This is a genomic window from Devosia sp. J2-20 (assembly GCF_055808475.1).
In genome coordinates this window covers 2,141,690-2,168,290 of sequence record NZ_CM147870.1, presented here as the reverse complement: position 1 = coordinate 2,168,290, position 26,601 = coordinate 2,141,690, and the positions used below count along the sequence as shown (strand labels likewise).

General features: G+C 59.9%; 27 protein-coding genes. 13 read left to right on the top strand and 14 right to left on the bottom strand.

What is annotated here, in order from left to right; translation table 11 throughout:
• Nucleotide 1: 1 nt before the first annotated feature.
• The 5 genes from AC0L37_RS10610 to pcaD are packed head-to-tail and all read right to left on the bottom strand — an operon-like array spanning nt 2 to nt 3,329.
• Nucleotides 2-847 carry a CoA transferase subunit A gene (locus tag AC0L37_RS10610; protein ID WP_212658295.1) on the bottom strand — a complete coding sequence of 282 codons (846 nt, stop codon included), beginning with the start codon at nt 845-847 and terminating at the stop codon, nt 2-4.
• A gap of 8 nt (nt 848-855) precedes the next feature.
• Nucleotides 856-1,470 carry a protocatechuate 3,4-dioxygenase subunit alpha gene (gene pcaG, locus AC0L37_RS10605; protein WP_282221166.1) on the bottom strand — a complete coding sequence of 205 codons (615 nt, stop codon included), beginning with the start codon at nt 1,468-1,470 and terminating at the stop codon, nt 856-858.
• Nucleotides 1,470-2,213, bottom strand: coding sequence for a protocatechuate 3,4-dioxygenase subunit beta (gene pcaH / locus AC0L37_RS10600; protein WP_473312825.1), 744 nt, complete (start codon nt 2,211-2,213; stop codon nt 1,470-1,472). The genes pcaG and pcaH overlap by 1 nt, the downstream gene beginning before the upstream one ends.
• Nucleotides 2,210-2,611, bottom strand: coding sequence for a 4-carboxymuconolactone decarboxylase (gene pcaC, locus AC0L37_RS10595; protein WP_212658292.1), 402 nt, complete (start codon nt 2,609-2,611; stop codon nt 2,210-2,212). Before pcaC ends, pcaH begins: the two co-directional genes overlap by 4 nt.
• Nucleotides 2,604-3,329 carry a 3-oxoadipate enol-lactonase gene (gene pcaD / locus AC0L37_RS10590; protein WP_473312824.1) on the bottom strand — a complete coding sequence of 242 codons (726 nt, stop codon included), beginning with the start codon at nt 3,327-3,329 and terminating at the stop codon, nt 2,604-2,606. The genes pcaC and pcaD overlap by 8 nt, the downstream gene beginning before the upstream one ends.
• A gap of 182 nt (nt 3,330-3,511) precedes the next feature.
• On the opposite strand from pcaD, the gene pcaQ reads away from it, so the two are divergent.
• On the top strand, nt 3,512-4,498 hold the full coding sequence (gene pcaQ / locus AC0L37_RS10585) for a pca operon transcription factor PcaQ (RefSeq protein WP_249327622.1): 987 nt from the start codon (nt 3,512-3,514) through the stop codon (nt 4,496-4,498).
• Here the strand turns inward: pcaQ and AC0L37_RS10580 are convergent.
• Entirely contained in the window at nt 4,447-5,316 is an 870-nt protein-coding gene (locus tag AC0L37_RS10580) for a helix-turn-helix domain-containing protein (RefSeq protein ID WP_282221168.1), read from the bottom strand. The genes pcaQ and AC0L37_RS10580 overlap by 52 nt on opposite strands.
• Before the next feature lie 145 nt (nt 5,317-5,461).
• Between AC0L37_RS10580 and AC0L37_RS10575 the strand changes: the two genes are divergently transcribed.
• The 7 genes from AC0L37_RS10575 (at nt 5,462) to AC0L37_RS10545 (ending at nt 12,276) form a co-directional block, all read left to right on the top strand.
• Nucleotides 5,462-6,694 carry an amino acid ABC transporter substrate-binding protein gene (locus tag AC0L37_RS10575; RefSeq protein ID WP_212658289.1) on the top strand — a complete coding sequence of 411 codons (1,233 nt, stop codon included), beginning with the start codon at nt 5,462-5,464 and terminating at the stop codon, nt 6,692-6,694.
• A 36-nt stretch (nt 6,695-6,730) separates the two neighbouring features.
• Nucleotides 6,731-7,603 (top strand): branched-chain amino acid ABC transporter permease, encoded by an 873-nt coding sequence (locus AC0L37_RS10570; protein WP_269369771.1) that lies wholly within the window; start codon nt 6,731-6,733, stop codon nt 7,601-7,603.
• Complete coding sequence (locus AC0L37_RS10565; protein WP_282221169.1) at nt 7,603-8,544, top strand: branched-chain amino acid ABC transporter permease; 942 nt, start codon at nt 7,603-7,605, stop codon at nt 8,542-8,544. Before AC0L37_RS10570 ends, AC0L37_RS10565 begins: the two co-directional genes overlap by 1 nt.
• Entirely contained in the window at nt 8,541-9,269 is a 729-nt protein-coding gene (locus tag AC0L37_RS10560; protein WP_269369774.1) for an ABC transporter ATP-binding protein, read from the top strand. The genes AC0L37_RS10565 and AC0L37_RS10560 overlap by 4 nt, the downstream gene beginning before the upstream one ends.
• Nucleotides 9,262-9,987 (top strand): ABC transporter ATP-binding protein, encoded by a 726-nt coding sequence (locus AC0L37_RS10555; protein ID WP_212658285.1) that lies wholly within the window; start codon nt 9,262-9,264, stop codon nt 9,985-9,987. The genes AC0L37_RS10560 and AC0L37_RS10555 overlap by 8 nt, the downstream gene beginning before the upstream one ends.
• Before the next feature lie 12 nt (nt 9,988-9,999).
• Entirely contained in the window at nt 10,000-11,454 is a 1,455-nt protein-coding gene (locus AC0L37_RS10550) for an aldehyde dehydrogenase (RefSeq protein ID WP_282221170.1), read from the top strand.
• A gap of 63 nt (nt 11,455-11,517) precedes the next feature.
• Complete coding sequence (locus tag AC0L37_RS10545) at nt 11,518-12,276, top strand: SDR family NAD(P)-dependent oxidoreductase (protein ID WP_282221171.1); 759 nt, start codon at nt 11,518-11,520, stop codon at nt 12,274-12,276.
• Between the two features lie 39 nt (nt 12,277-12,315).
• Here AC0L37_RS10545 and AC0L37_RS10540 read toward each other — a convergent pair whose 3' ends face one another.
• Both AC0L37_RS10540 and AC0L37_RS10535 read right to left on the bottom strand, forming a co-directional pair.
• Nucleotides 12,316-12,849, bottom strand: a complete 534-nt coding sequence (locus AC0L37_RS10540; RefSeq protein ID WP_212658282.1) for a 2,4'-dihydroxyacetophenone dioxygenase family protein — start codon at nt 12,847-12,849, stop codon at nt 12,316-12,318.
• A 22-nt stretch (nt 12,850-12,871) separates the two neighbouring features.
• Nucleotides 12,872-14,575: a thiamine pyrophosphate-requiring protein gene (locus AC0L37_RS10535; RefSeq protein WP_282221172.1), complete on the bottom strand. Its 1,704-nt coding sequence runs from the start codon at nt 14,573-14,575 to the stop codon at nt 12,872-12,874.
• Between the two features lie 432 nt (nt 14,576-15,007).
• On the opposite strand from AC0L37_RS10535, the gene AC0L37_RS10530 reads away from it, so the two are divergent.
• From AC0L37_RS10530 to AC0L37_RS10515, 4 genes are read left to right on the top strand one after another with little or no spacing between them, the layout of a single operon-like run.
• The gene (locus AC0L37_RS10530; RefSeq protein ID WP_269369781.1) at nt 15,008-16,054 is read left to right on the top strand and encodes a TRAP transporter substrate-binding protein; all 1,047 of its coding nucleotides are present in this window, start codon (nt 15,008-15,010) and stop codon (nt 16,052-16,054) included.
• A gap of 9 nt (nt 16,055-16,063) precedes the next feature.
• Nucleotides 16,064-16,585 (top strand): TRAP transporter small permease, encoded by a 522-nt coding sequence (locus tag AC0L37_RS10525; RefSeq protein WP_212658279.1) that lies wholly within the window; start codon nt 16,064-16,066, stop codon nt 16,583-16,585.
• 57 nt (nt 16,586-16,642) lie between these two features.
• The gene (locus AC0L37_RS10520; protein WP_212658278.1) at nt 16,643-17,965 is read left to right on the top strand and encodes a TRAP transporter large permease; all 1,323 of its coding nucleotides are present in this window, start codon (nt 16,643-16,645) and stop codon (nt 17,963-17,965) included.
• A gap of 41 nt (nt 17,966-18,006) precedes the next feature.
• Entirely contained in the window at nt 18,007-18,771 is a 765-nt protein-coding gene (locus tag AC0L37_RS10515) for an IclR family transcriptional regulator (RefSeq protein ID WP_212658277.1), read from the top strand.
• Here AC0L37_RS10515 and pobA read toward each other — a convergent pair.
• Entirely contained in the window at nt 18,753-19,919 is a 1,167-nt protein-coding gene (gene pobA, locus AC0L37_RS10510) for a 4-hydroxybenzoate 3-monooxygenase (protein WP_282221173.1), read from the bottom strand. The two genes, AC0L37_RS10515 and pobA, sit on opposite strands and share 19 nt — an antisense overlap.
• Before the next feature lie 90 nt (nt 19,920-20,009).
• Here pobA and AC0L37_RS10505 point away from each other — a divergent pair, with 90 nt between their 5' ends.
• Nucleotides 20,010-20,891 carry a helix-turn-helix domain-containing protein gene (locus AC0L37_RS10505; RefSeq protein ID WP_282221174.1) on the top strand — a complete coding sequence of 294 codons (882 nt, stop codon included), beginning with the start codon at nt 20,010-20,012 and terminating at the stop codon, nt 20,889-20,891.
• Between the two features lie 12 nt (nt 20,892-20,903).
• On the opposite strand, the gene AC0L37_RS10500 is transcribed toward AC0L37_RS10505, so the two are convergent.
• From AC0L37_RS10500 to AC0L37_RS10480, 5 genes are all read right to left on the bottom strand, one after another.
• A complete protein-coding gene (locus tag AC0L37_RS10500; RefSeq protein ID WP_282221175.1) occupies nt 20,904-21,269 on the bottom strand; it encodes a DUF1622 domain-containing protein in 366 nt (121 codons plus the stop codon).
• Nucleotides 21,270-21,548: 279 nt separating this feature from the next.
• Nucleotides 21,549-22,553 (bottom strand): O-methyltransferase, encoded by a 1,005-nt coding sequence (locus AC0L37_RS10495; RefSeq protein ID WP_348984696.1) that lies wholly within the window; start codon nt 22,551-22,553, stop codon nt 21,549-21,551.
• Nucleotides 22,517-23,905: an ATP-binding protein gene (locus AC0L37_RS10490; protein WP_282221177.1), complete on the bottom strand. Its 1,389-nt coding sequence runs from the start codon at nt 23,903-23,905 to the stop codon at nt 22,517-22,519. The genes AC0L37_RS10495 and AC0L37_RS10490 overlap by 37 nt, the downstream gene beginning before the upstream one ends.
• Nucleotides 23,906-24,015: 110 nt before the next feature.
• A complete protein-coding gene (locus tag AC0L37_RS10485; protein ID WP_282221178.1) occupies nt 24,016-25,095 on the bottom strand; it encodes a DNA cytosine methyltransferase in 1,080 nt (359 codons plus the stop codon).
• Nucleotides 25,096-25,493: 398 nt separating this feature from the next.
• The gene (locus AC0L37_RS10480) at nt 25,494-26,591 is read right to left on the bottom strand and encodes a tyrosine-type recombinase/integrase (protein WP_282221179.1); all 1,098 of its coding nucleotides are present in this window, start codon (nt 26,589-26,591) and stop codon (nt 25,494-25,496) included.
• Nucleotides 26,592-26,601: the final 10 nt, after the last annotated feature.

Below are 26,601 nucleotides of genomic sequence, written 5' to 3'. Positions count from 1 at the left end.
CTTAAAGCCCTTTCACGCGGTCGGCGAACGCCTCGGGCGTCGCGTCGAGCACGTTGTCTTTCATCCAGGTGGCAAACAGCTCGCGATCGGCCGAGACCTTGTCCCATTCGAGATAGGCGGCATTGTCACGGTCGTAATAGCCCATGGTGTAGGAGGGATGGGCCCCGCCGGGCACCACGGCAATTGCTGTCACTGTCCAGTGCGGCAGAATGCACAGATTGGGGTGCATGCCTTCGAAGTCGTCGACGACTTCCTCAACGGTAACGATCACCCGCTTGGCGGCCAGCGCTGCTTCCTTCTGCACGCCCACAATGCCTTCGATCAGAACATCGCCTCGCCTGTTGGCTTTCTGGGCGTGGATCACCGTGACATCGGGGCGATGCGACGGTACCGCCGCCAGCTCTTCGCCGGTGAAGGGACAGGTAACCGAGCGGATGTCGGGATTGACCTTGGGCAGGTCTGCGCCCTTGTAGCCGCGGAACACCGCCATTGGCAGGCCGGCGGCACCCGCCTCATAGGCCTGCGCCATGGCCGAGTGGGAATGCTCGACGATCTGGATTGCGCGCGGGTAGTCGTTCTCAATGGCGTCCCGCATGCGACGCAACAGACCAACGCCGGGATTGCCGGCATAGGAAAACACCACTTTGCGGGCCAGGCCCATCCCGATCATCTGGTCGTAGATGATGTCAGGCGTCATGCGTACCAGGGTGAGATCCTTGATGCCCTGGCGGATCGTCTCGTGCCCCGCAGCGACGGGGATGAGGTGGGTGAAGCCCTCAAAGGCGACGGTGTCGCCATCATGTAGATGGTCCCCGATAGCCTGTTGCAGGCTGACAAACTTGCTCATGAACGATCCTAAATATCGAAGAAGACAGTCTCGTTTTCACCCTGCAGGCGAATATCGAGCGTGTAGGTCGTCGCGCCATCAGCCTGGCTGGCCGTGGCGATCATGGTCTGGCGCCGACGTGGGTCCAGCACCCTGTTCAGCACCGGATCAGCCTGGTTGGCTTCTGCCTCGTCAGCAAAGTACAACCGCGTCGCCAGACCGATATTGATGCCGCGCGCCACGATCCAAAGCGACACGTGTGGTGCCTGCGCCACCCCATCAGGCCCAGCGACAAGGCCTGGCTTGATGGTCTCGAAGCGGAATGTGCCCGTGGCGTCGGTTGGCTGCCGACCCCAGCCGGTAAATGCCTTGTCCGGGCTATCCGAGGTCTGCGGGTGATTGCCATTTGCATCGGCCTGCCAGAGTTCGACCACGGCATCGGTAACCGGAGCGTCGCTGCCATCCATCACCCGGCCGGTAATGGTAATGCGCTGGCCGGGCGTTTCTGTGGCCAGCATGGTAATCCCGGCATCGAGCGGAAAAACCCCGCCGATATCGCAGAAATTTGGTGTCAGGCCGATATGAACATAGGGCCCGGCGGTCTGCGACGGCGTTTCCTTGAGTTCTGGCAAACGGTTGATCATCACAGGCCCTCCTTGCGGTTTTCGAACAATGTTGCCCGACGACCGCGCAGCACGATGTCAAAGCGGTAGGCTAGAGCGTCCATTGGTGGCGTATTGTGGCGGTCAAGCTTGGCGGTGAGCTGGTCGATCGCCGCCTTGTCGCTGATCCCGCCGGCGATCGGGCACTGCCAGATCATCGGGTCGCCCTCGAAATACATCTGGGTGATCAGGCGCTGCGCAAAGGCCGAGCCAAAGACCGAAAAATGGATGTGGGCAGGGCGCCAGTCATTGGGGCCGTTGGGCCATGGATAGGCGCCCGGCTTGACCGTGCGGAAGGTATAAAAGCCGTTCTCGTCGGTTAGCGCGCGGCCACAGCCACCAAAATTGGGATCAATGGCCGCCTGATAGCCTTCCTTACGGTGGCGATAGCGACCACCGGCATTGGCCTGCCAGAACTCGACCAGCACGCCGGGCTGTGGTCGTGCGTTCTCATCGAGCACCTGACCATAAACGATCAGGCGCTGACCGATGGCTTCGGTGCCGTCCTGGCTGTAATTGCGGATCAGGTCATTATCGAGCTTGCCGATCAGCCCGTGCCCGAAACGCGGCCCGGTCAGTTCGCTTTTGGTCGCATCAAGCGACAGCAACGGCTGGCGCGGTGCGCGGAATGTCGTGCTTTTATAGCCCGGTGTCGCGGCTGGCGGATGCCAGGCCAGATCGCGAGGGAACAGCCCGTCGGGGCCGTCTGGAAACAGATCACTCATTCTGCCGCTCCTTTTTCGTCTTGCCCCAAGCTCAGTTCGGCCTTGGCAACCTTGAAGGCGCTATTGGCCGCCGGCACGCCGGCATAGACCGCCACATGCAACAGGGCTTCCTTGATGTCATTGGCCGATGCCCCGGTATTGGCGGTGGCCCGCACATGCATGGCGAATTCCTCCTCATGCCCGCCCGCAGCGAGCAGTGCCAGGGTAATCAGCGAGCGCTCCCGCTTGGTCAGGCCGGGCCGCGACCATACCGATCCCCATGCACCTTCCATGATGAAGGTCTGGAAGTCGGTATCAAAATCGGTCTTTGCAGACTCGGCGCGGTCCACATGGCTGTTGCCCAGCACGGAGCGCCGCGTGGTCATGCCGGTTTCGGCCCGTTCGGATCGCTCACTCATGGGGCATTGTCTCCAAAAATTCGCCCAGCAGGTCTGCCAGGAGGTCAGGTTGTTCGATGGATGGGATGTGGCCGACGCCTTCGATGAGTGCGAACTGCGCGCCGCTCACCTGATCCGCCAGTGCGCGCACGAGATCGGGCGGTGTCGATAGATCGTCGGCGCCAGCAACGACAAGGGTTGGCACTGCAATGGCTTGCGCCTGGGCCGACAGATCGGCGTCCCGGATGGCCGCGCAGGTCTCGGCGTAGCCTTGCGCCGGTGTACGCGACAGCAGATTGCGCCAGCCGGCCAGTTCATCCTGCCGCGTGGCGCGGAACCCGGGGCTGAACCAGCGCTCCATGACACTGTCGGCAATGCCGGATAGCCCGTCATTGCGGACCTGACCAATCCGTATATTCCACATGTCGGGTGTGCCAATGCGCGGAGCAGTATCGCAAAGCACCAGCCCGGCAATCCGCTCGGGCTGTGCAGCAGCGCTGGCCAGGGCGACCATGCCCCCCACCGACACACCGCAGATAACGAAGCGCTCAATGCCACAGTGGTCGGCCAGCGCGAGCAGGTCGGCAGCCAGGTCGCTGATGGCGTAGGGTTGGGGCGACAGATCGCTCATGCCGTGGCCGCGCTTGTCGTACACCACGCAGCGCCGCGTCGCAGATAACCGGTTGGTCACGCCGGCCCAGATGCGGTGATCGGTGCCAAGCGAATTGGCAAAGATCACAGGCAAAGCCGGACCGCTGCCGGATTCTTGATACCACGTGGTTATTTCATTGATCCGGGCAAACGGCACCGCAAAGCTCCCTTTGACACTATTTTGCGCGTTTGCGTCACAAATGGAAATGAGAAGATTTGGACAACGCATAACTTGACGTATATCAATGAGCGTAATCGCTCGAGGTGCCCATGTCGCTGAACCTGATTGATCCCCGTCTCAAGCTGCGCCATCTGCGCTGTTTTCTCGAAGTTGCCCGGCTTGGCGGCGTGGCCAAGGCCGCTAGTGCTTTAAACATGAGTCAGCCAGCTGCCACCAAGACCATTCAGGAATTGGAGGCGATTCTGGGGGTGGCCCTGTTCGATCGCAGCCGTCGTGCGTTGACCCTGACCAGCCTGGGCGAAATGTTCCGCCTCCACGCTGCCAACGGCATGGCCGCTCTTTACCAGGGCGTGCAGGTGGCCGGGCAGGCAACGGCAACCGGCATGGTAAGGGTTGGTGCCTTGCCCACGGTTTCGACTGCTATTCTGCCGACCGCCCTGGCAACGTTGACCGCCGATGGCGTCGTCGTGCCCGCTCGGGTCATTACGGGCCCAAACGCCTATCTGATTGATCTGCTGCGCGCGGGCGAGATCGACTTCGTGGTCGGTCGTATGGCTGATCCGCACGACATCACGGGCCTCAGCTTTGAGCACCTGTATTCTGAACTGGTCTGCGCCGTGGTGCGCAAGGACCATCCTTTGACCCGTCAGTCAGCCCCCGTACTTTCGACTCTGGCCGATTATCCCTGGTTGATGCCGCCCCCGGATGCGGTGATCCGTCCGACGGTTGAACGTTTCCTGCGCGCCCATGACGTGCCGCTTGCCGAGACAGTGCTCGAAACTGTCTCGGACAGCTTTGCCCGCAACTATCTGCGGGCCACTGATGCCATCTGGTTCATTTCCGAAGGCGTCGTCGCGCCTGATTGTCGCGACGGCCTTCTGGCCATGTTGCCGTTTGCCATGCAGGAGACGCTGGGACCCGTCGGGTTGACCACTCGGGTCGATGTCACGTTGAGCCCGGCCGCGGCCAGTATCCTGACGGCCATTCGCCACACGGCGCGCACGCTGGCAGACGCCAGGCCTGCTCAGGGCCAGGCAGCGAAAGACCCGGCGGGACGTGCCGCGCGGCTTGCATAGTCATGGCGATACTGTCTGGGTGACATACCCGTCAGACGCTTGAAGAAGCGGCTGAAATAGGCGGGATCGTCAAACCCTAGCAGCGCCGCTACCCGATCAATTTGCAGTCCTGAGCTTTCCAGCATTTGCCGTGCCGCCGCGCAGACGCGGTCGTGAATCACCTCAAGCGGCGCCTTGCCAAGCGCGCGGCGCACAGCTGTATTCAGGCGGTCGGTCGATACCCCCATGGCGGCGGCATAGTCGGCCACCTTCCACTGGTCATGCAGATGCACTTCCACCAGTTGCAGGAAATGATCGACGATAAACCGGGGCAGGGGCCGTGCCTCATGCGAGACCAGTTCGCTCATTCGCCACAGTCCGATAAACACTGCCGCCAATAGATGCCGCACCATTTCGGGTGCGCCGGGCTTGCTCGCTCGCAACTCGCCTTCAATAGCCAGCAGGTGATCGGTCAGGCCCCGGGCCACATCAGGCTTGAGGGTGGTTCCCAATTGCGGGCGCAGCAGCATGTGGCGCAGATCATCGGCGATGCTGCCGGGCAGGGCGACATGACCCAGTGCCTGACCCGTGACGGCCAGCCACGCACCGCTTGATCCTGCCCGCATTGTCAGATGCGCTGATTGCCCCTCTGGTAGCCACACCAGGCAGGGGGCCCGCAGCGCCACGTCTTCGGAGCCAACCAGAATGCTGCCCGAGCCCGATGTCATCACAAAACACCTGCTGCGCCGCCCGTGCAGCGTCCATTGCCCCACATCAAGCGCGGAGCGAACCGCCTGGGCTTCGAGTTCCTGAGTGATATCGCGGGTCGATTGCGGCATCCGTCAAAAGTACAAGTTTCTCCTCAAAAAGTCTATTCTTCTCTCTTCACGCTGCTCCTAAGCTCCACTTAGTCGATGGCATTGCGACCGTAGAGCCGGGTCATCGCATACGGGTTCCCTTTGGGTCCCACAGGAGGAGATATTCATGAACGTACTTTCGCGCAGGAGCGCCCTGCAAAGTTTTGGTCTGGTGGCCGCTCTCATGCTGAGCGCCAGTTCGCTGGCCGTTCAGGCCGAAGACCGCACCTCGGTCAAGATCGGTTATGCCGTGTCCTTGTCCGGTGCCAATGCTGGCGGTGCCGGCATCACCACAGTGCCCAACTACAAGCTGTGGATTCACGAGGTCAACGAAGCCGGCGGCCTTGAGATGCCCGATGGCTCGCGTCTGCCCATCGAAGTCATCGAATATGACGACCGTTCGGCATCTGAAGAAGTTGTCCGTGCCGTTGAGCGTCTGGCGACCCAGGACAAGGTCGATTTCATTCTGCCGCCCTGGGGCACGGGCTTCAACCTCGCCGTCGCACCGCTGTTTGACCGCTTCGGCTACCCCCAGCTTGCCGTTTCGGCCGTGACCGACAAGGCACCTGAATTCGTCGAGCGTTGGGACAAGAGCTTCTGGCTTCTCGGCGGTGGTGCCGATTACACCAAGGCGCTGGCTGAGGTTCTCACCAAGGCCCGAGATGAAGGCACCATCAACAACAAGATCGCCATGATCTCGGTCGCTGATGGCTTCGGTATCGATCTGGTGACGGCTGCACGTCCAGCCCTGACCGAGGCAGGTTTCGAGCTGGTTTATGACACCAGCTATCCGCCAACCACGTCCGATTTCTCGCCCATGCTCAATGAGTCGGCAGGCAGCGGCGCTGATACCTTCATCGCTTTCTCCTATCCGCCTGACACCTTCGCCATGACGGCGCAGGCACAGGTCGCCGACTTCAATCCCAAGGTGCTCTATATGGGCGTTGGTGTTGGCTTCCCCGCTTTTGGTGCCGCCAATGGCGCCAATGCCGAGGGCATTATGAGCCTGGGTGGTATTGATCCCAACGATGCGGCCAATGCCGACTATCGTGCCCGCCATGAAGCCTTTATCGGTGCAGCACCAGACCTCTGGGGCAGCGTGATCACCTATACCTCGCTGCAGATGCTCGAAGAGGCAATCAAGCGCGTCGGTCTGGATCGTGAGGCAGTGTCTGCCGAGCTCTCCAACGGCACCTTCGAAACCGTGCTCGGTGAGACCAAGCTGGAAGACAACCAGTTGCGTAACCTGTGGTGGACGGGTCAGTGGCAGAACGGCATGTTCGTCGGCATCGAGCCATCGGATCGCGCCGGTGCCAGCACACCCATGCTGCCTAAGGCACCTTGGGTCGCAGCACAGTAATATCGACTAACACGTGACCATGCAGGAGGCGGCGGCGTGATCGTAACCGCAATCATATCCGGGCTTGTGCTCGGAGGGACATATGCGCTTGTCGCAATGGGGCTGACGCTCCAGTACGGCATCTCGCGCATCATGAACCTCGCCTATGGCGAAACCATCATCATCGCCGCCTTCTGTGCCTATCTGCTGGTAAGCCAGCTCGGCATCAATCCTGTGCTCGGGCTGGTTATCATCCTGCCCGGTGCATTCGCCTTCGGCTATCTGGTCTATGGCCTGATGATGCAGCCGCTGGTCAGACGCTCCGCCAAGAGCGGCACCCTGGAAGTGGACTCCATTCTGGCCACGTTCGGTCTGCTGTTTGTGCTGCAGGGCGTCATGCTGGTTGTCTTCGGTTCCAACTACACCAGCTATAGCTATCTCAATTTCGGCGTTCAGATCTTTGGCGCCACCATTGGTGCCAACCGTCTGCTGGCCTTCGTGTTGGCGGTGGTGATCGGCGCCGCGCTCTACCTTGCCTTGACCCGCACCCGCTGGGGCACCGCCATTCGCGCCGTCGCTGTCGCGCCGCAATCGGCCCCGCTTGTCGGCATTGACGTCAATCGGACCGCCCGCTTTGCCTTCGCTCTGGGCGCCACACTGGCAGCGTCTGGCGGTGTGATGATTTCGATGTACCAGACCTTCACCGCATCCATGGGCGTGATTTTCACGATGAAGGCGCTGGTGGTGGTCATCATGGGCGGGCTGGGCAATCTGATGGGCGCGCTGGTCGCTGGTCTGTTGCTTGGTCTGGTCGAAACCCTGGTCGCTACCTATGTCGATCCCGGGCTTACCCTGGCGGCAACCTATGCAATTTTCCTGGCCGTGCTTCTGTGGCGCCCGTCGGGCCTGTTCGGAAAGGCTGCCAGCTAATGTCGCGTACTATTATCGGCTTCGGCGTGGCTCTTCTGGCGCTGATCGGTCTGGTCATCCTCCCCACGGTCATTGATGCCTATGGTGTCGGCCTGCTGCTCGGTCTGGCCGGCTATGTGACCTTGGCCACGGCATGGGCTCTGTTCTCGGGGCCAACCCGCTATGTCTCACTGGCCACGGTCGCTTTTTTCGGCATCGGCGCCTATACGGTCGCTGTCCTGTCCGAAACCTTGCCCTATCCGTTGGTCCTGCTGGTGGCAGCGCTGATCGGTATGGTGGTTGCGGTGCTTGTCGGATTGGCGACGCTGCGCCTGGCGGGTGTCTATTTCGTGATTTTCACCTTCGGCCTGGCAGAACTGATCCGCCAGCTCGTCACCTGGTATGAGGTCAATGTCACCGGCACGCTGGGGCGCTATATCTTCCTGCCCTTCAGTGCCACCGACATCTATTGGCAACTGCTCGGCCTGGGTGCTGTGACGCTGCTGATCGGCTGGTGGATCGGCCGCTCGCGCATCGGGCTCGCGCTCAAGGTCATCGGCGACGACGAAGTGGTTGCGGCCCATGCCGGCATCGATATCGCCCGCATCAAGCTGGCCCTGTTCACCGTCAGCGCCACCATCATGACCCTGGTCGGGGCCATCCAGGCGCCACGCTGGACCTATGTCGAGCCGTCCATCGTCTTCAACCCCACCATCTCGTTCCTGACGCTGATCATGGCGCTGCTGGGTGGGGCAACCCGTCTATGGGGTCCATTGCTGGGCGCTGTGCCGCTCTTTTTGATGTTCGAGTGGCTGTCGGCCAACTTTCCCAGCCATTATTCGATCATTCTGGGTTGCCTGTTCATCGTCATCGTCTTCGTCGTGCCGCGCGGCGTTCTGGCCTTCATCGAAGAGCATTCAGGCCGGTTCCGGAACCGCAAGCCCGAGGAGTCTGCAAAATGAGTGCTCTGGTCCGCGTAGAAAAACTGCGCAAGCAATTCGGTGGCCTGACAGCCGTCAACAATGTAGATTTCTCGGTGGCCGAAGGCGAAATCGTCGCGCTGCTGGGCCCAAACGGCTCCGGCAAGACCACAGTGATCAACATGATCTCCGGCGCTTTTGCACCCACTGCCGGTCGCATCATGTTCGATGAAACCGATATTTCAGGCCTGCCACCCCATCGCATCGCCCATCATGGCGTGGCGCGTACCTTCCAGCTTGTGCGGGTGCTGCCATCATTGAGCGTCCGGCAGAACATCGTGGCGGCCGTAGCCTTCCGGCGCGATGCTGTCTGGGGGGAAGAGGCCGAAATCGAAGCCGAGAAACTGCTGGTCGATGTCGGTCTGGCTGGTCGCGGGCACGAAATGGCGCAGGATCTGACCTATATCGATCAGAAGCGCATGGAACTGGCCCGTGCTCTGGCAGCACGACCTCGTCTGCTGCTGCTTGATGAATGGCTTTCGGGCCTCAACCCCACTGAATTGCGGGTCGGCATTGATCTGATCGTGTCGCTGCGCGAGCGCGGCATGACGGTTCTGCTGGTCGAACACATCATGGAAGCTGTCCGCGCACTGTGCTCGCGGGCGGTGGTGATGAACGTCGGCACCAAGATCGCTGATGGCCCCACCAACGACGTACTGGCCGACGAGCATGTGGTTCGTGCCTATCTCGGAGAAGGCCATGCTTGATATTGCCAATCTTTCTTTGCGCTATGGCCGCCATCTGGCGCTCGATGACGTCAGCGTCTCGGTGGGTGATCAGGAGACCGTGGTCATCCTGGGCGCCAACGGGGCCGGCAAGTCTTCGCTGCTCAAGGCTGTCTCGGGCATGGTCAAGACCAGCGGCCAGACAGCCATGTCGCTCGACGGCCTCTCATTGCTCAACATGCCACCCCACAAGGTTCCCGATGCCGGCATTGCCTTGGTGCCCGAAGGGCGCGGCATTTTCGGCGAGCTGACGGTCGATGAAAACCTCATGCTGGGCGCCCACCCGCAACGCGCACGCGGCGGTGAAGCCGCCCGTCTTGAGCTGATATTTGACCTGTTCCCCAAGCTGGCCGAGCGGCGTAAACAAATGGCCCGCACCATGTCCGGCGGCGAACAGCAAATGGTGGCCATTGGACGCGCGCTGATGAGCAATCCGCGTCTGCTGATGCTCGATGAGCCCAGTCTCGGTCTGGCACCAATTGTGGTCACTGAACTTTTCGCAGCCCTGCGCCGCATTCGCGAAACAGGCGTTGCCCTGCTGCTGGTCGAACAGAATGTCTCGATCAGCCTTGCCATCGCCGATCGCGGCTACCTCATGGAAGCGGGCCGCATCGTTGGCGAAAACACCGCATCGGCATTGATGACCGATCCTGCTGTCCAACAGGCGTTCCTTGGCGGCACCACCACAGATTTGAGTTGAAGGAGCACTATTATGGAACATCTCGGTCTGCTGATCGATAACCAGGACGTGGCGGCCACCGGCGGCGTCACATTCGCGCGCATGAATCCAATCTCGGGCGAGGTCGCTACGACCGCTGCCGCGGCTACACTGGACGACGTCAACCGTGCGGTGGATTCCGCCGCAGCGGCCTTCCCGGAATGGTCAAAGAGTTCGCCAAAGACGCGCCGTACCATCCTGCTCAAGGCGGCCGATCTGCTTGAGGGCAGGGGCGGCGATTTCGTTGACGCCATGGGCGCTGAAATTGGTGCCACGGCAGGCTGGGCCATGTTCAATGTTGGCCTGGCCGCCGATATGCTGCGCGAAGCGGCATCGCTGACCACCCAGATTCATGGCGACATCATTCCCACTAACCGGCCGGGTAGCATGGCGATGGCCATCCGCCAGCCCGCTGGTGTGGTGCTGGCCATGGCACCCTGGAACGCCCCGGTCATTCTTGGTGTCCGCTCGCTGGCCACCCCGCTGGCTTGCGGCAATACCGTGGTGATGAAGACTTCCGAGCTGTGCCCGCGCACCCATCGCCTCATCGTTGAGGTGCTGCACGAGGCCGGGCTGCCCAAGGGCGTGCTCAACGCCGTCTCAAACGCGCCTGATGATGCGCCTGAAGTGGTTGAAACACTGATCGCTCACCCCGCCATCCGCCGCGTGAACTTCACCGGCTCCACCCGGGTTGGCCGCATCATCGCCGAGACTGCGGGCCGTTTCCTCAAGCCCGCCCTGCTCGAGCTGGGCGGCAAGGCTCCCTTCGTCGTGCTCGACGATGCGGACCTCGATGAAGCGGTCAATGCTGCGGCCTTCGGCGCCTACATGAATCAGGGCCAGATCTGCATGTCGACCGAGCGGATCGTTGCCGATGAAAAGATCGCCGACGAGTTCGTTGCGCGACTGGCGGCCAAGGCCAAGACACTGGTGGCGGGCGATCCGCGCAAGGGCAACACCCCGCTGGGCTCGCTGGTCGACGCCGGCGCTGCCAAGCGCATCGATCAACTGGTAAAGGATGCCGTCGCCAAGGGCGCCGTTCTCGCTGCTGGCGGCACCGTTGATGGCACCATCATGGATGCCACCGTGCTCGATAGGGTCACGCCGGCCATGCGCATTTATGGCGAGGAATCCTTTGGTCCCGTGGTGATCGTGGTCCGGGCAGGTTCCATCGACGAGGCCGTCCGTATCGCCAACGACACAGAATACGGTCTGTCTGCCGCAGTCTTCGGTCAGGACACCAATCGTGCCATGGCCGTGGGTCAGCGCATTGAATCGGGCATCTGCCACATCAATGGTCCCACCGTGCATGACGAGGCGCAGATGCCATTTGGCGGCGTGAAGTCGTCCGGCTATGGCCGTTTTGGCGGCAAATGGGGCATTGCCGAGTTCACCGAGTTGCGCTGGATGACCGTGCAGCAGTCCGGTCACATCCACTACCCATTCTGATCCCGACCAACTAACGGGCGCTTCGGCAACGGAGCGCCCCCTTTTCTTGCACTGGAGGGTTCGATGAGCCTGCTAGCGGGTAAAACCTGCCTGATTACCGGCGGCGCTGGCAGCATTGGCCGTGCCACCGCACACCGGTTTCTGGCCGAGGGGGCGCGCCTGATCCTGTCCGATCTCAATCTGGTTGATCTCGAAAAGGCCCGCGCAGAATTGCCACAAGGCGATATCGTGCTGATCGCCGCAGATGTATCGCAGGCCGGTGCCGTCGCCGATCTGGCGGCGCAGGTGACCGAACGCTTTGGCGGGCTTGATGTCGTGCTGTCCAATGCGGGCAATTTCGGCACTGTCGCGCCGATTGCCGACTATCCCGACGCGGTCTTTGATCAGGTTCACGCCGTCCATGTCCGCGGCGCCTATCTTGTCGCCAAACATCTGACCCCGCTGATGGTCAGCGGCGGCAGTCTGATCATAACCTCTAGTGTTGCCGGTGTTCGGGGCGATCCGGGAGTCTATGCCTATATTACCGCCAAGCATGCACAGGTTGGGCTGATGCGGTGTCTGGCCAAGGAATTGGCGCCACGCGGCATCCGGGTCAACACTATCCATCCAGGGCCCGTGAACAATGATTTCCAGCTGGCGGTGGAGCAGGGGCTTGGTGACGAAATCGGTCGCGATGGCACCGCGTTTTTCAATGAGATGATCCCGATGGGTCGGCATGCAACGCCCGATGAAATCGCGCGCTCCATTCTTTACCTCGCATCGGATCTCTCCGGCTTTGTCACCGGCACCACCCATATGGTCGATGGCGGCATGAGCGTATGATGGCTTGCGGCACTGCTCCGGGCAGCGCCGCCAAGCGTTCTAGCGAAACAGGCTGTCGACATAGTCCGCGCCAATACCGACCTTGTCGTAGTGTTCGCGGCACATCGCGATATAGTTGTGCACGTCGAAATAGCCGTTAGGCTCGCCGTCTTCATCCAGCCAGATCAGCGGGCCGGTGACGGTGAAAAACACCTTCATGGGTTCCTCATGCTCGTAGGCCACCAGCGTGTGGCCCTCGCCGGGCGTCTCGTAGACGAAATCGCCCTTGGTGGCAGTCCAGTCGTGTTCCAGATAGCCCCATTTGCCCGATAGCGTCAGCGCGAACACCTCATGGGGGTGGTAGTGCCGATTGACCAGTCCGGCTTCCTTGGCCATTAGGATATCGCACCATTTGTTCTGCGTCGGCGAGATCCACAATGGGCGCGATGACACCGTATCGGTGAACGGCACATAATAGCGCTCATCATCGGTTGCCGCGTCCGGCAGATAGACCTCCGGCTTTGCGTCAGGCTGGAAGACCTTGGTGATCGGCTTGAGATCCTTCCAGAACTCGGTTTTTGGTGCATCAGGCATGATTGTCTCCTCCCTGTTATTGTTAGCCAATGGTCCGGATATCGAGCAGGGCCAGTGATTTGGTGGTTTTGATGTGCGCCAATGCATCAGCCAGCCCCTGCGCCAGTGCGTCAGCACTGTCGATCCGCCGCGCCCAGGCGCGACTGGCCTCGGCGACCTTGACGAAGTCGGGAATGGGCGACAGCCCGGTCAGGGGCATCGCATTGGTTCGCGAGGCGTAGCCATCGGGATAGATATCGAGCACGGAGTGCCTCACGGCCGCCCATTCTGCATTGTTGAGAATAATCACCAGCAGCGGCAGTTCGAGCGCTTCGGCGATCTGATGGCAAGCCACCGGATTGGCGAACATGTATGAGCCATCACCCATCGTGGCGACTACCAGCCTGTCGCGCTCGGCCAGTTGCATGCCCAGCGCCGCTGGGAACGACCAGCCAAGCCCACCGGCATGCGGCTCCTGATACCAGGCACGATGGTGATTCAGCGTCATGGGCGGCATGGTGCAGCCACGCTCGGACAGCAGCACTGCATCGGCGCCGGCAATTGCGTCTGACACGGCTTTGGCGACAAAATCACTGGTCATCGCGCCATCGTCGCGCAGCCTGGCCTTTTCCAGCGTCGCCGCGCGGCGTTCGGCGGCGATCTTGGCAACGTCTTCTCGGCGCGCGGCGATCGCGGGGCCGACATCTCGAGCGTCCAGAGCAGACTTGAGTGCCATAATGCCGTCCGAGACTTCCGAGACGATCGAAATGTCGGAGCGGAAATTGCGGATCGGCATGCGCGCCTTGAGCGGATCGGGGCCCAGTTGCACAATGGTGGCCGATGCCTCCGGGCGATGCGCCTGAGCTGACCAGGGTGCCAGCGAATCGAGCACCAGCACCAAATCTGCATCCTCGATGAAGCCGGCGGGATCACTGCCAATAGCCATTGGATGGTCCGTTGGCACCGCCAACTGCACCGCCCAGTACTGGCATACGGCAATGCCCCAGCGGTCGGCCAGTTTGCCCAGCGCGGCAAATGCATCTGCGCTGCCAGCGCCATGCTGGGCAAAGATCACCGGCTTGCGTGCTGTCGCGATTAACGCGGCGACGTGGTCGATCTGGCTGCGGTCCGGGGCAGGACGCACCGGCGACATCAGATTGGGCACGCCGACATCGTCAGGCCTGTAGGGCTCGCACAGCACCTCGCGCGGCAGGCTTACATAGACGGGGCCCTTGGGGGTCGAATTGGCGATGGCGTAAGCGCGGTCGACCAACTCGCCCACCTGCTCGGGAAAGCGCAACTCGTAATCCCATTTGCTGGCTTCGCGTACCAGAGCGGTCTGATCACGCATCTCCTGTCCCCAGCCAATAGGCACGGTGCGGGCGCCGAACCGGTCGCGTTCGGTGACCGGTGTCCGGCCGGAAAACAGCAGCACGGGAACATTCTCTACCGCCGCATTGATCGCCCCGGTGGCACAATTGGCCAGTCCGACATTGGTGTGCGCCATCACGGCCTGACTGCGTCCGGTCGCCAGGTAGTAGCCATGCGCCATGCCCATCGCCGCGCTTTCATGCGGCATGGTCAGCGCCACCGGCAGGGGGACGCCTTTGGCCGCAGCCTCGGACAGGCCCTCAATGATCGGCGGGAAATCCGTGCCGGAATTGGCGAAGATGTAGTCCACACCCACAGCCTTCAGCCGTGCCAGCAAGGCCCCGCCCGCTGTCAAACTCAGATCGCCCGTCGCCAACTCAGCTTCCACTTCAATTATTGAAATATAAATTCCGATAAAAGCATCAGACGAAAGCGCCCTGCGGTCAATCTCTAGATATAAAATTATGCTGCATTTTTCAGGTCGATAACCCGAGGATGATCGAATGCGGTGCGTCGAGACAGAAAAAATGAATATATATCAGGGTTGTATGAGGATATAGTGTGGCTTCAACAGCGGCGTGTGTGATCCGCGATGTAACCTATGGCAAGCCGAACTATGGGATAACTCATTCCGTTCAGGTTATGTTTCGATGCGCATATATCATTTTACTTTCGCCAGTCGGTCGCCATTCTTCAGGCAGGGAAGATCGGCGACCGGAACGCGTTGGGCGGATCTGGTTGGCCGACACCCGCGCTGCGCAAAGCAGCACGAAATGGCCCGGACATGACGGGTCTTGGAGGAGCAAACATGGCAAACACATTCGCACGTCTCGCAGCGCTGGCCGGCGGCGTCATCCTGGCAACCACAGCAATGACGTCCGTCGCCTCTGCACAGGCCGAATTCGTTCTGAAACTACATCACTTTCTTGGGCCAAAGGCCCCGGCACAGACCGCTATGTTGGAGCCATGGGCTCAGCGCATTGAAGAAGCGTCTGGTGGTCGCGTCGAAATCGAAATCTACCCGTCAATGTCGCTGGGCGGCACGCCGCCCGAGCTGATCCGTCAGGTGCGTGACGGCATTGTGGACATGGTATGGACGCTCAATGGCTATTCGCCGGGCCTGTTCCCGCGCACCGAAGTGTTTGAGCTGCCCTTCGTGCACATCAATGATCCGATTGCGACCAATCTGGCGATCGCCTCGATGTTTGATGAGTACCTTGCCGAAGAGCATGTTGGCGTGAAGGTGCTCTTTAGCCACGTCCACGCTGGTCAGGCCCTTCAGATGGTCAAAAAGGAAATCCACTCTCCTGATGATCTGGCAGGTCTGACAATGCGCATTCCAACCCGTACCGGGGCATGGGTTGTCGAAGCCCTGGGTGCAAATCCGGTCTCCATGCCGGTGCCCGACCTGCCACAGGCGCTGTCACGCGGCGTGGTGGATGGCGCTCTGATTCCCTGGGAGATCATTCCCGCCTTGCAGCTGCAGGATCTGACCGACTACCAGATCGAGCTGGCCGCCGAGACCCGCTTGGGCACGTCAGTATTCCAGGTGTCGATGAACCAGGATCGGTGGAACAGTCTGCCGGAAGATATTCAGCAGGTATTCCTCGACAATTCCGGCGAAGACTGGCTGCGCGAGGTCGGCTCAATCTGGCGCAATATCGACAATGGCGGCATCAAAGTCGCAACCGATGCCGGCAACCAGCACATCATGTTGACGCCACAGGAAAGCGCCGTATTTGCAGAAAAGCTTGAGCCAGTCATCGACCGCTGGGTTGATGAAGTCTCGGGCCAGGGCATTGATGGCGATGCGCTTGTCGAGGCAGCCCGCGCTGCCGTCGCAGGCAACCTCTAGGAGCACACAATGGCAACGACCAATCCTCATCCCGCCAGTCTGCTGGTCCGGCGCGCTACCGCTATCTGGGCTCTGCTGGGTGGCGTGGTGATTGGCCTGGTCGTTGCCGCCAATGTGTGGAGTGTCGCCGGGGGCGCGCTGTTTTCGCGGCCTGTTCCCGGTGTCTATGAAATCGTTCAGGTGGGTGTGGCCATGGGCATGTTCATGTTCCTGCCGTACTGCCAGATCACCGGCGCCAATGTGAGCGCCGACATCTTCACGGCCAGACTGCGGGGGCGGGCTCAGGACAGCCTGGTCGCGCTGGGCTCGACCATCGCTTTGGCATTTGCCGCCTTCCTGCTCTGGCGCATGTATTACGGCCTGATCGACCTGCAGGAATACCGCGAAACCACCACCATCTATCAGTTCCCCATCTGGATTGCCTATGTGCCGGTCCTGATCTCCCTGGCGCTGCTGAGTCTAGCGGCGCTGGTGAACCTGATCGAAGCGGTCACCGGTACCACGCCGGAGCGCGAAGGCGCCGTCCACTAATTATTGTATCCGACCGGCCATTGATGCCGGTGCCTCGACTGTCAGGACATTTTGACCATGGGCTTTGAACTGCTAATCGGGCTGGGCGGCTTGGTTGCCCTTGTTGGGCTGATCGCCATCCGCGTTCCCGTTGCCTACGCCATGGCGACTGTCGGTATGGCCGGCATTTTTATGTTGTCCGGGCCAGCCATTCTGATGTCGCAGCTTAAGTCGCTCGGCTTCGGGGTTTTCTCCAATTACGACCTGTCGGTCGTGCCCATGTTCATCCTGATGGGGCAGGTGGCGTCCAAGGCTGGCCTTTCCCAGGCGCTGTTCCGCGCCGCCAATGCCTGGCTTGGGAGGCTGCCGGGCGGTGTTGCCATGGCGGCAATTGCCGCCTGTGCCGGGTTCGGTTCGGTCTGCGGCTCGTCGCTCGCTACCGCCTCCACCATGGGCCAGGTCGCGCTCCCCGAGTTGCGGCGCTATAAGTATTCCCCGGCCCTGGCCACAGGCACGCTCGCCGCAGGTGGTGTGCTGGGCATCTTGATCCCGCCCTCTGTGGTGCTCGTGATCTACGCGGTGCTGGTTGAAGCCAACATCGTCACCATGTTTTCCGCCGCGCTGCTCCCTGGATTGATGGCGGTCCTGTTCTTCATGATCGTGATCGCGATCTATGTCTGGCTGGTCCCAGATGCCGGTCCCAAGGGTGAACCGGTCAGTCGCGCCGAATTATTGGGGGCCACGGCGGGTATTCTGCCGGTTCTGGGCATATTCGGTCTGGTGATCGGCGGTATCTATATGGGCCTGTTCACGCCCACACCGGCCGCTGCGATCGGCGTCTTCCTGGTTGTTGTCTATGGGGTTGCCCGCCGTATGGTCAGCTGGGGCGCCATGCGCGATGCCGTTCTGGAAACGGCCAAGGCATCGGGCATGATCTACATGATCGTGCTGGGCGCCGAACTGCTCAAGATTTTCATGTCGCGCGGCGGCGTCCCGCAGGCTGCGGCGGAAATGATGCTCAATTCCGGGCTTTCCGCCCACATGATCCTGATCATTCTGCTGCTGTCTTTGATCCTGCTCGGCTGCCTGATGGACTCGCTGTCCATGATCCTGCTGGTCATGCCGTTCTTCTGGCCCGTCGTTGCCCAGCTCGATTTCGGTATGAGCCCCGAAGACACCAAGATCTGGTTCGGCGTGCTGGCATTGATTGTGGTCGAACTTGGCCTGATAACGCCGCCGGTAGGCATGAATGTCTTTGTTATCAACGCCATGGCGCGCGACGTGCCAATGATGGAGACCTTTAAGGGCGCCATGCCGTTCTTTGCCGCTGAGGTCGTCCGCGTCGTCTTGCTGATCGCATTTCCCGCGATTGTCTTGTTCCTGCCCAACGCTCTGTCGTAATTAGGTGTCCGGCGCAGGCGTCGGGCACCCAAAGGGGCAAAGTGGCTATTCAACTCAACAACTCAGTGGCGCGGGCATTCGCCATTCTCAAACTCTTTTCTGAGACCCGACGCACCATCGCGGCGGCCGATCTGGTGCGTGAGCTCGATCTCAACGCCATTACGGCCCATCGTTTTCTCAAAACCCTGGAAGGCGAGGGGGCGCTGGTGGCGGCCAGCAAGGGCCGCTATCGGCTGGGCTATATGCTGGTTGATCTGGGGCGGCGCGCCGAGCGTGAGGATGATCTGGGCCCGCTCCTGCAACCCGTGCTCGACGGGCTTTCGGCGGACACGCAGGAAGCTAGCATGGCCACGCTCTATCAGGCAGGCATGGTGGTGTGCATCGCGCGTGGTCTGGCCCAGCGCAGCCTGTCGGTCGATATCCGCGTCGGTAGCCGACTTGAAGCCTATTGCACCGCACATGGCAAACTCTGGCTGGCCCATATGACGCCCAGCGAGCGCAGCCGCTATCTCGATAGTGTCGAACGCCTAGCCAAAACTGGCGCAACCCTTACCAAACGCGATGAACTGTTGCGCGAACTCAAGGCTATCGCGGCACAAGGCTATGCCATTAATCGCGGTGAGCGCGAGGATGGCATTAGCGCCATTGCCGTGCCGGTTCTGGGTCGCGACGGCCAGATGGTCACCGCCCTCTCAAGTTTCGGCCCGACCTCGCGCCTCAGCGATGCCGTACTGAACCAGAGTTTGGCGACTTTGCAGCGCGCAGCGCTGGAGGTCAGTGAACGCCTCTACGGCAGGCCGACATAATTCTCCGCCAGGCTTTGCTGGGCCGCAACTGAGCCGCCGAGATAGTCGAACTCGGCGCGCTGAATGCGGCGGCCGAAATTGCCCGTCTCGGGGAAGGTGTGCAGCAGCGACGTCATCCACCAGCTGAACCGCTCGGCCTTCCAGATCCGCTGTAGGACGGTGGGCGAATAGCTATCCACGCCCGCCGCGGAGCCCTCGAGGAACCGCTCGATCAATGCCTCGGCCAGCGCCTTGACGTCGCTCATCGCCAGATTGAGCCCCTTGGCGCCAGTCGGTGGCACGATGTGGGCCGCGTCACCTGCCAGAAACAGGCTGCCAAACCGCAGGGGCTCGGCAACAAAACTGCGCAACGGCGCCACCGATTTCTCGATCGATGGACCGGTCTTGAGGGCCTCTGCAATGGCCGGGTTAAGCCGGGCGCGCAGTTCATCCCAGAACCGCTCGTCGCTCCAGTTTTTGACATCCTCGTCGCCGGGCACCTGCACATAGTAGCGGCTGCGGGTGTTTGAGCGCATCGAGCACAACGCAAAGCCGCGCGCGTGGTGGGCGTAGATCAATTCCTCAGCGACTGGTGGTTGCTCTACCAGCACGCCCAGCCAGCCAAAGGGATAGACCCGTTCAAACGTGGTCACCGCGTTTTCTGGCACGCTGGCACGACACACGCCGTGATAACCGTCGCAGCCGGCAATGACATCGCATTCCAGCATGTGGCTGACACCGTCCTTGGTGAAGGTTACCCGAGGCCTGGCGCCGTCAAAGTCATGAATGGCGACATCGTCTGCTTCATAAATGGTCTTGGAGCCGGTTCTCTGGCGTGCCGCCATCAAGTCGCGCGTCACCTCGGTCTGGCCATAGACCATGACGTGCTTGCCGATCAGCTTGTCGAAATTGATGTTCAGCATCTCGCCATCAAAGGCCAGATCAACGCCGGTGTGGATCAGGCCCTCCTCATGCATGCGGGCGCCGACGCCTGCCGCATCGAGCAGATCTATCGTGCCCTGTTCGAGCACACCCGCCCGGATACGCCCCAGCACATAGTCGGGGCTTTTGCGCTCAATGATCACCGCGTCAACGCCGGCCTGCTCCAGCAGACGACCCAGCATCAGCCCCGAGGGCCCGCCGCCAATGATTGCAACCTGTGTCCGCATGCCGTCCTCCGCCATCTTTGCGGGCAACAATGCGGGGCAGGGCGGTTTTGACCAATGGACAGGACCGGCAAAGACTTGGATAATCTGAACATGTCAGAAAGCGCCTCACCCGTCCCCGTTTATGCCCTGTACGGCGAAAGATCGGCGCTTCCCTTCGCCGATCGCCTGCATTGGGAAACGCTTGCTGCCCGTTCGAGCTTGCACGATTTTCGCATTAGCCCCCACAGGCACGAGCAGCTGTTTCAGGTTCTACAGCTGACCAATGGTAGCGCAGAGGTTACCCTTGAAAACGTGGTGAGCGCCATTGCGCCGCCTTGCGTGGTGATCGTGCCAGCCCTCAGCGTGCACGCCTATCGGTTTGAGCGCGATGTTGGCGGCACCGTGCTCACCCTGTTCCAGACCGATGTGCGCGCCATGCTCGACAGCCACCCGGACACCGCTGGTGCCTTGGCCACCCCCGCCATTATCAGCGATGCCGACCCCGCCATTGCCCGGGCGTTGGAGGCGTTACAGCAAGAGGCGGGTCATGCCGATCAGGCGCGCGGGCTGGCGCTCTCGTCTCGTGTTGGCGTGGTGCTGGCCGAATTGGTGCGCGCCAGTCGGCGGGCACTGGCCACCAGCCAGCCCACGCCGCAGCCGGCGGTACGCCACGCCCAGGCATTCCAGCAATTGGTCGAACAGGAGTTCCGCAACCAGCGTTCGCTGGCGTTTTACGCCCAGGCGCTCGGCATTACCCCTGGTCATCTTAATCGCACGGCCAATGCCGTTCTGGGGGCATCTGCCATGGCAGTTGTCGAGCGCCGCATCATGCATGAGGCGCGCCACTATCTGGTCTTCACGGTCATGCCGGTCAAAGAGATCGCCTACGCCTTGGGATATGCCGACCCGGCCTATTTCAGTCGCGCGTTCCGGCGGTCAGTGGGCCAGCCACCAGAGCGGTACCGCAGCGCCAACACGCTCGCAGGCGGATAACGCGCACTCAACTCACCCCTGGCTGGTGTTCGCGCGTTTCGTGTTGCCACTCTGCCACGGCCATTTACCCTCGATCTCGACTTCCAGTGACAGGCTCAGGAAGGTGCGGATCAACACAATGCCTGCCAGCACACCCACGGTTTGCAGGCTAGGCTCAATTGCCACGGTGTTGATGATATCTGCCGCCACCAGCAACTCGAGACCCAACAGGATTGCGCGGCCCAGCGTCGCTCGCAGTTCCCGATAGGCGGTTGGCCGGCGTGGATCGCGCAAAAAGCTGATCGCTGCCACAATGATGCCAATCACGATGACCAGCACCCCGCCAGCTTCGATGGTCAGCGTGGTCACCCCCAGTAGCTGCGAAAAAATCTCGTGCATGCCTCATCCTCTTCAACCAGCTTCAACCCGGCGCGTCGTGCGTGGTTGCGCCCGAACGGTATGGGCCCCGCAAATCGTGCGCAACCGCCCGCTGAAATGCATGGGCATGTCTGTGATGTTCGAAAAAGGTCTGGCGATCCCGGCAGGGCGTCACGGGTGAAGCAATTTCAATTAGTTATCCAAAAATTGGACCACTGTCGTCGCGCCTGGTTTGAGGGGTTTCTAAACGAAAGTGTCCCACAGTTGGGAGGCGGATTTTGTCTTAGGAGAGTACAAAGCTTAGTCACCGACCGCCTGAAAGCTGGGATAGAAGCGATGAAACTTTGCGTAGGAGCGAATGGCTTCTTCCTCTAGAGGGAACCCAAGCGCTGCCGCGACTTCGGATGCATCGCCATGCATTTGCTTGTCGAGAGTCATCCGTTCTCGAGGCGATAGGTCCGGTGCAATGATCCGCTCAACATCAGACCAGTCTGCTGGTTTGAATTTCCAGTTGTCAGCTGCCTTTGGCGCGCCGTTCCCGTCGCATATCATAATTGTGACCGTGAGCATTGTTGAGCTATCACGATACTCAGTCACCAAGAGCGGAACTGGGCATGGGCGGTGCTGCTGACTTTCCAGCCCCATTTGGCAAGCTCGCGCTACGCTTGCCGTCACTGCAGCTGCGTCTCCACCTTGACCTATTCGCGCAATGGTTCTGGGAAAGTAGCCGCCAAGCACCTTCTTCATTAGAGCTGCGCGTTTCTCGTCAACCGGCAGCGATCGCTCTCGTTCATTCAACTGCGATTCGCGTTTATGTAGGGATTCAAAGTCTACGTTAAATGTAACACGAAGAATGTCGCCTACCTGCAATCGACGGCATAGTGTTTCAATTTCCCCTAGCTGCTTCAGTTGTTTGGGCTCGGTAAAATCTAGCCAGATAATAACATTCTTGACGCCCATTTTTTCGACGATCTCGTCCATTCTAGATGGCAGCTCGGCGCTTTCGTGGGCCTCACATAGTATCCCGTTGAATGGCGAATTGAACTTCTGACGTTCGACGACTATAGGGTCGTTGTCGAAGGCATACAGGTTTCGGAGCCCGGCTCGCCTGTACATTGCCAAGTGATCACTTAGGTGATTTCCTCCCATAGATATGTAGGCGTAGGTCTCGGCACCGCTCTCCGCCACAAGTAGTGAGACAAGTTCGGCAAATAGCTCTCGGTCGACATATTTGTTGGGGCGAAGCCGGTACGGAAGATTGCTAGCTGTCACTTGCGACGAACCTGCTGAAGGACAGTATCCCATGCCTTCCCGCCGATATCGCCGGCTTTTGCTGATTCATCATCAAGAAGAGCGTTTCCCATTTCTTTCACTTCTTCATGATCTCTTGAGAAGGCAATTCGCCGTTTTCTGGTCCCCTTTTCTGGAACAGGAAGTGCCGGCCTGAACTTGAATTCGTTGTAGGTGGTATTGCGAACCCTTGCGCCAGATTCTGAGGCCAAGGAGATCGATCGAGCTTCGACCCGGTTCGTGACTGAGAGCATTTCGTCCACCAACTCTTCGCTCCCTTTCCAGCGATTGGTGAAGCCGACGAACAGAGCAATACCCTCCATGGCCGCGTTCCGGGCAGGCCTATAGGTGTCGCTGTCCGTGTCCAGATCTCGCTTTGTCGTGGAGATTGGCAGGAGCTTGGCGTCATCACTGGAGAAGGTTATGAGCCCGGTGATTGCTCTAAATTGCGGATGGTACCTTGGTGTGATGCCAAGTCCCCAACCGGTGATTGTTGTCCTATCCGACATAACGATCACTCTGTCATTGCAGATAACGGTGATGCCAGCTTCGTCAGTCGCGCGGCCGGTCGGGTCGTTTCCTTCCGGATCGGTGGCATCCTCCAGTTCTGCCTGACGGGTGAGATTCCGATAGAACCCAACGGTGACCTTTATTTTCACCCCTTCAACTAGCGCCTCATAGTCGAATGGCTGAATAGCATCAGATAGTATCATCTGTACCGTTTCGGGATCGATACTGTCTCCGTTAAGTGTAATGGAGAAGCCACGACCTATAATGTACGCGAAGTGCTGACCTAGCTTATCCCGTAGTGCGTCCAAAAAGGAATCGGATCCGAAGCGCTTTGCTGAACCGGCTTGCAACTGTGGGATCCGAATTGTTACGCCGCGCTCGTCCGTCGCATCTATTTCCTCAATTCTAAGGTTCCAATCCTCAGACTCTGGATCTAGCCATGTTGGATCGTAACGCACTTTAACAGCGCGATCATTTGAGCGAGACGTGATGGTCGCGTCCTGAGCCATCTTAAATATCGCACGCTTCATTCCGATACCGTACATGCCAATCGTCGGCAGTGTACCATCAAGCTCTAAGCTGGGTCGTCCAAGCCTAAAAGCCCCCTCTATATGGGTATTCGGTATGCCGCCACAGTTGTCGCTGAGCTCAAAATATTCGGGATTAAGTACTAGGTTGCAGGAGTACCCTTCGAATGGTCGCGCTTCGCTGAGATTGTGTCGACGTTGACGCATAGCGCCGTCAACACTGTTGTCCACCAGGTCAAGAATTGCATCATCGAGCTCAATGTCGCGTGGTAACATTGATACAAAAAATCGCTTAGTAGGCGCGCCGCTCAGGTTAGCAACTTGGGGCATTCATCCTCCACATCGAAATCAATTCTCGTATCTGAAGCAGTTCAAATCAAGTGAGGCAAAAAAAGACGACTTTGAGGTTAGGCGTGGCAGCCAGTAACATTGTCGCGGCGTCACTCCGCAGCAATGGGATGCGGAACTCTTGAGCCTTCACAGCCTGCAATTACGTTTCGGAGCACGCCAGCCGCAACAGGCGGTGACACGCTGTTACCGATCATCCTGAAGCTGTGCCAAATGGTAGGGTGGAACCTATGAATGTCGGGGAATCCTTGCAATCTAGCGGCTTCACGGACGGTGATCACTCTCGGCTCATCTGGATGGAGAGGGCGTACAGATTGGAAAGAACCGCGATCTGAGCCTGTTCCTGCCCGAAGCGTCGGACATAGACCGTCCCACGAAAGTCGCTGGTGTCGCCCCACTAGGTCGGACTTACCAGGAACTACGGTTGCGAAACGCTGCGTGACTGAGTCGGAATGAACCGTCCTTTGGTTGCCTGTAAACCGGCGGTCCTGAGACCGAAGCGTCTCTGCATAAGTTGATTTATACCCACGTTTGGGCAGTTCCCAAAGGTCAAATCCTTGAACGTCCGATCCTATTTCTCTGCTCAGAGCCAAATCCGCAATGGCATCACGGACAGTCGCCTTTAGTGCACCTGCCGGTGGCGTCAAAGTCGGAAGGTCGGCGTATTCTGCCAGCACGCCAACGACAAAAACGCGTTTTCTGTTAGTTGCCACACCGAAATCTGACGCGTCGAGAATCGTCGGCCCAGTCAATGCGTACGCCGACGGCAGGCGGGATATTGCATTGTCCAGAACAGTTCGAGCCTCGCCTTGCATTAGCCCAACAACATTTTCCATCACAAAGAAAGTTGGGCGAAGTTCTGCAACGAGTCTAAAAAAATGATCGACCAGAAGGCGTCGTGGATCTAGTTCGTCCCTCTTCCCCATTAGGCTAAAGCCCTGACAAGGGGGACCGCCAATAAGTCCGTCAACGTGGCCATGAGCCGATTTCTTGAGGTCCTCGCCAGTGAGATCGGACACATCGCCCAGCGTCATATTTGATCCAGGAAAGTTCAACTTATAAGTTGAAGTCAGAACGGGATCGATATCCACAGAACGCACGATTTCCAGGCCAGCAGTTCGAGCGCCCAGCGAAAAACCGCCAGTACCGCAGAACAGATCGATCACTCTCATCATTTACGGCCAGTCATTTTTGGGCACAGCCGTCCTGCTGCGCACAACCTGTGCGAACTTAATTGTTCACTGGTAAACACTTAGTGACCTGTATTTCAGAATCCACACAGCAAAGGAAATTGGGCCCAGATTGGATCTTTGGCAGAAAATTATCTTCTGGTCGCAACTGCGCCCTGCGTTACCCTTGCAAATACGAGGTCGCATCTTGAGCATAACGGCTTTGGCTAAGCAAGCGAGGGGACGGCTAGACTTCGAAAATATCGGCCGTCCGTTGGCTCGACAGCAGTTTAAATCTACCGCCGGGTAGGACCCAAGGCCATTGGTGCTATCGCGTTGACGTGAGTTGTTTGTCGATGGTGTGCGGCTATGAACTGTCGAGTGTATTACAGCCCGTTCGTCTACTCAGTCAGCCGCAAGTGCCGCGCCCCTTCCGTCGCGAGCTTCTGCCTGCTCGCGGCCTTTGTGTAGTGATCCGCCTGCTGCGACGTGGTCCAGCCGAAAATCGCCTGCAGCTGCTGGCTGGTCGCGCCAGCTTCGGCTGCGATGACAGCGCCGGCTTTACGCAGTCCGTGCGAGGTGCAGTGCTTTAGCCCGGCGGCGTCGCACCAGTCGCGCATGTAGCTGCCCAGCGTGTTGCTGGTGTGGGGTGTCCCGTTGGCTTTGGCCATAAAGGTCAGTTGCGTGCGGGGCAGTGCGTCTATCGCCTCGGCTAGCGGCGCCAGCAAGGGGATGTCGACCACCACGGCGCTGGATTCACGCGTCTTGCTCGGCGTGATGCGGATGCGGCGTTCGCTGTTGACCTCATAGATGTGTTGGCGGCCGAGCGTGCTGGCGTCGGATTTGCGCAGGCCGGTAAATAGCAGGATGCGCAGCCAGAGATCGGCTTTGGTGCCGGGCGGGTGCGTTGCCTGGTATTGGGAGATCTCGGGCAGCGTCCAGGTGTGATAGCCCTCGGTAGGGGCTTTGAGCCTGGCGCATTTGTCGGCTGGGTTGATTTGGGCAAGCCCTGTGCCGATGGCCCAATTGTAGAGGGCGCTGATTTCTTTGATGCGGCGGTTGGCGACATTGGGCATGTCGGCCTTGTCATCGCGCAGCTGGGCGACGTGTTTGAGTTGCATGCCCAGGAAGGGCAGGTCGCCCGTTCTGGTGCCGGTTTTGGAAAGACTGGTGCTGTCGCAGATGTCGGCGAGCATGCGGCTTTTGCGGGCGTGGGTCATGGCGCCCCATTGGGATTTGGCGCGACGCAGATATTCCAGGCAAAGCCAGCGGAATGAGCCAGCGCGCACCAGCGTGGTGTTGGCCGGTTGCGGTAGCTGTGGCGCACCGCCAAACGGGATGCCAAGTTCTGCGCAGCGTAGTTCTTCACGGAATGCGTCAGTGCCAAACTCGGAGCGCAGCCGAACCTTGGGAAAGCCTTTGCGGCGATAGTAATAGCGAACATTACCGCGCCGATCGGTATCTTTCACCAGGCCCCGAACCTTGGCTTCGAGTTTCAACGCGCGCTCC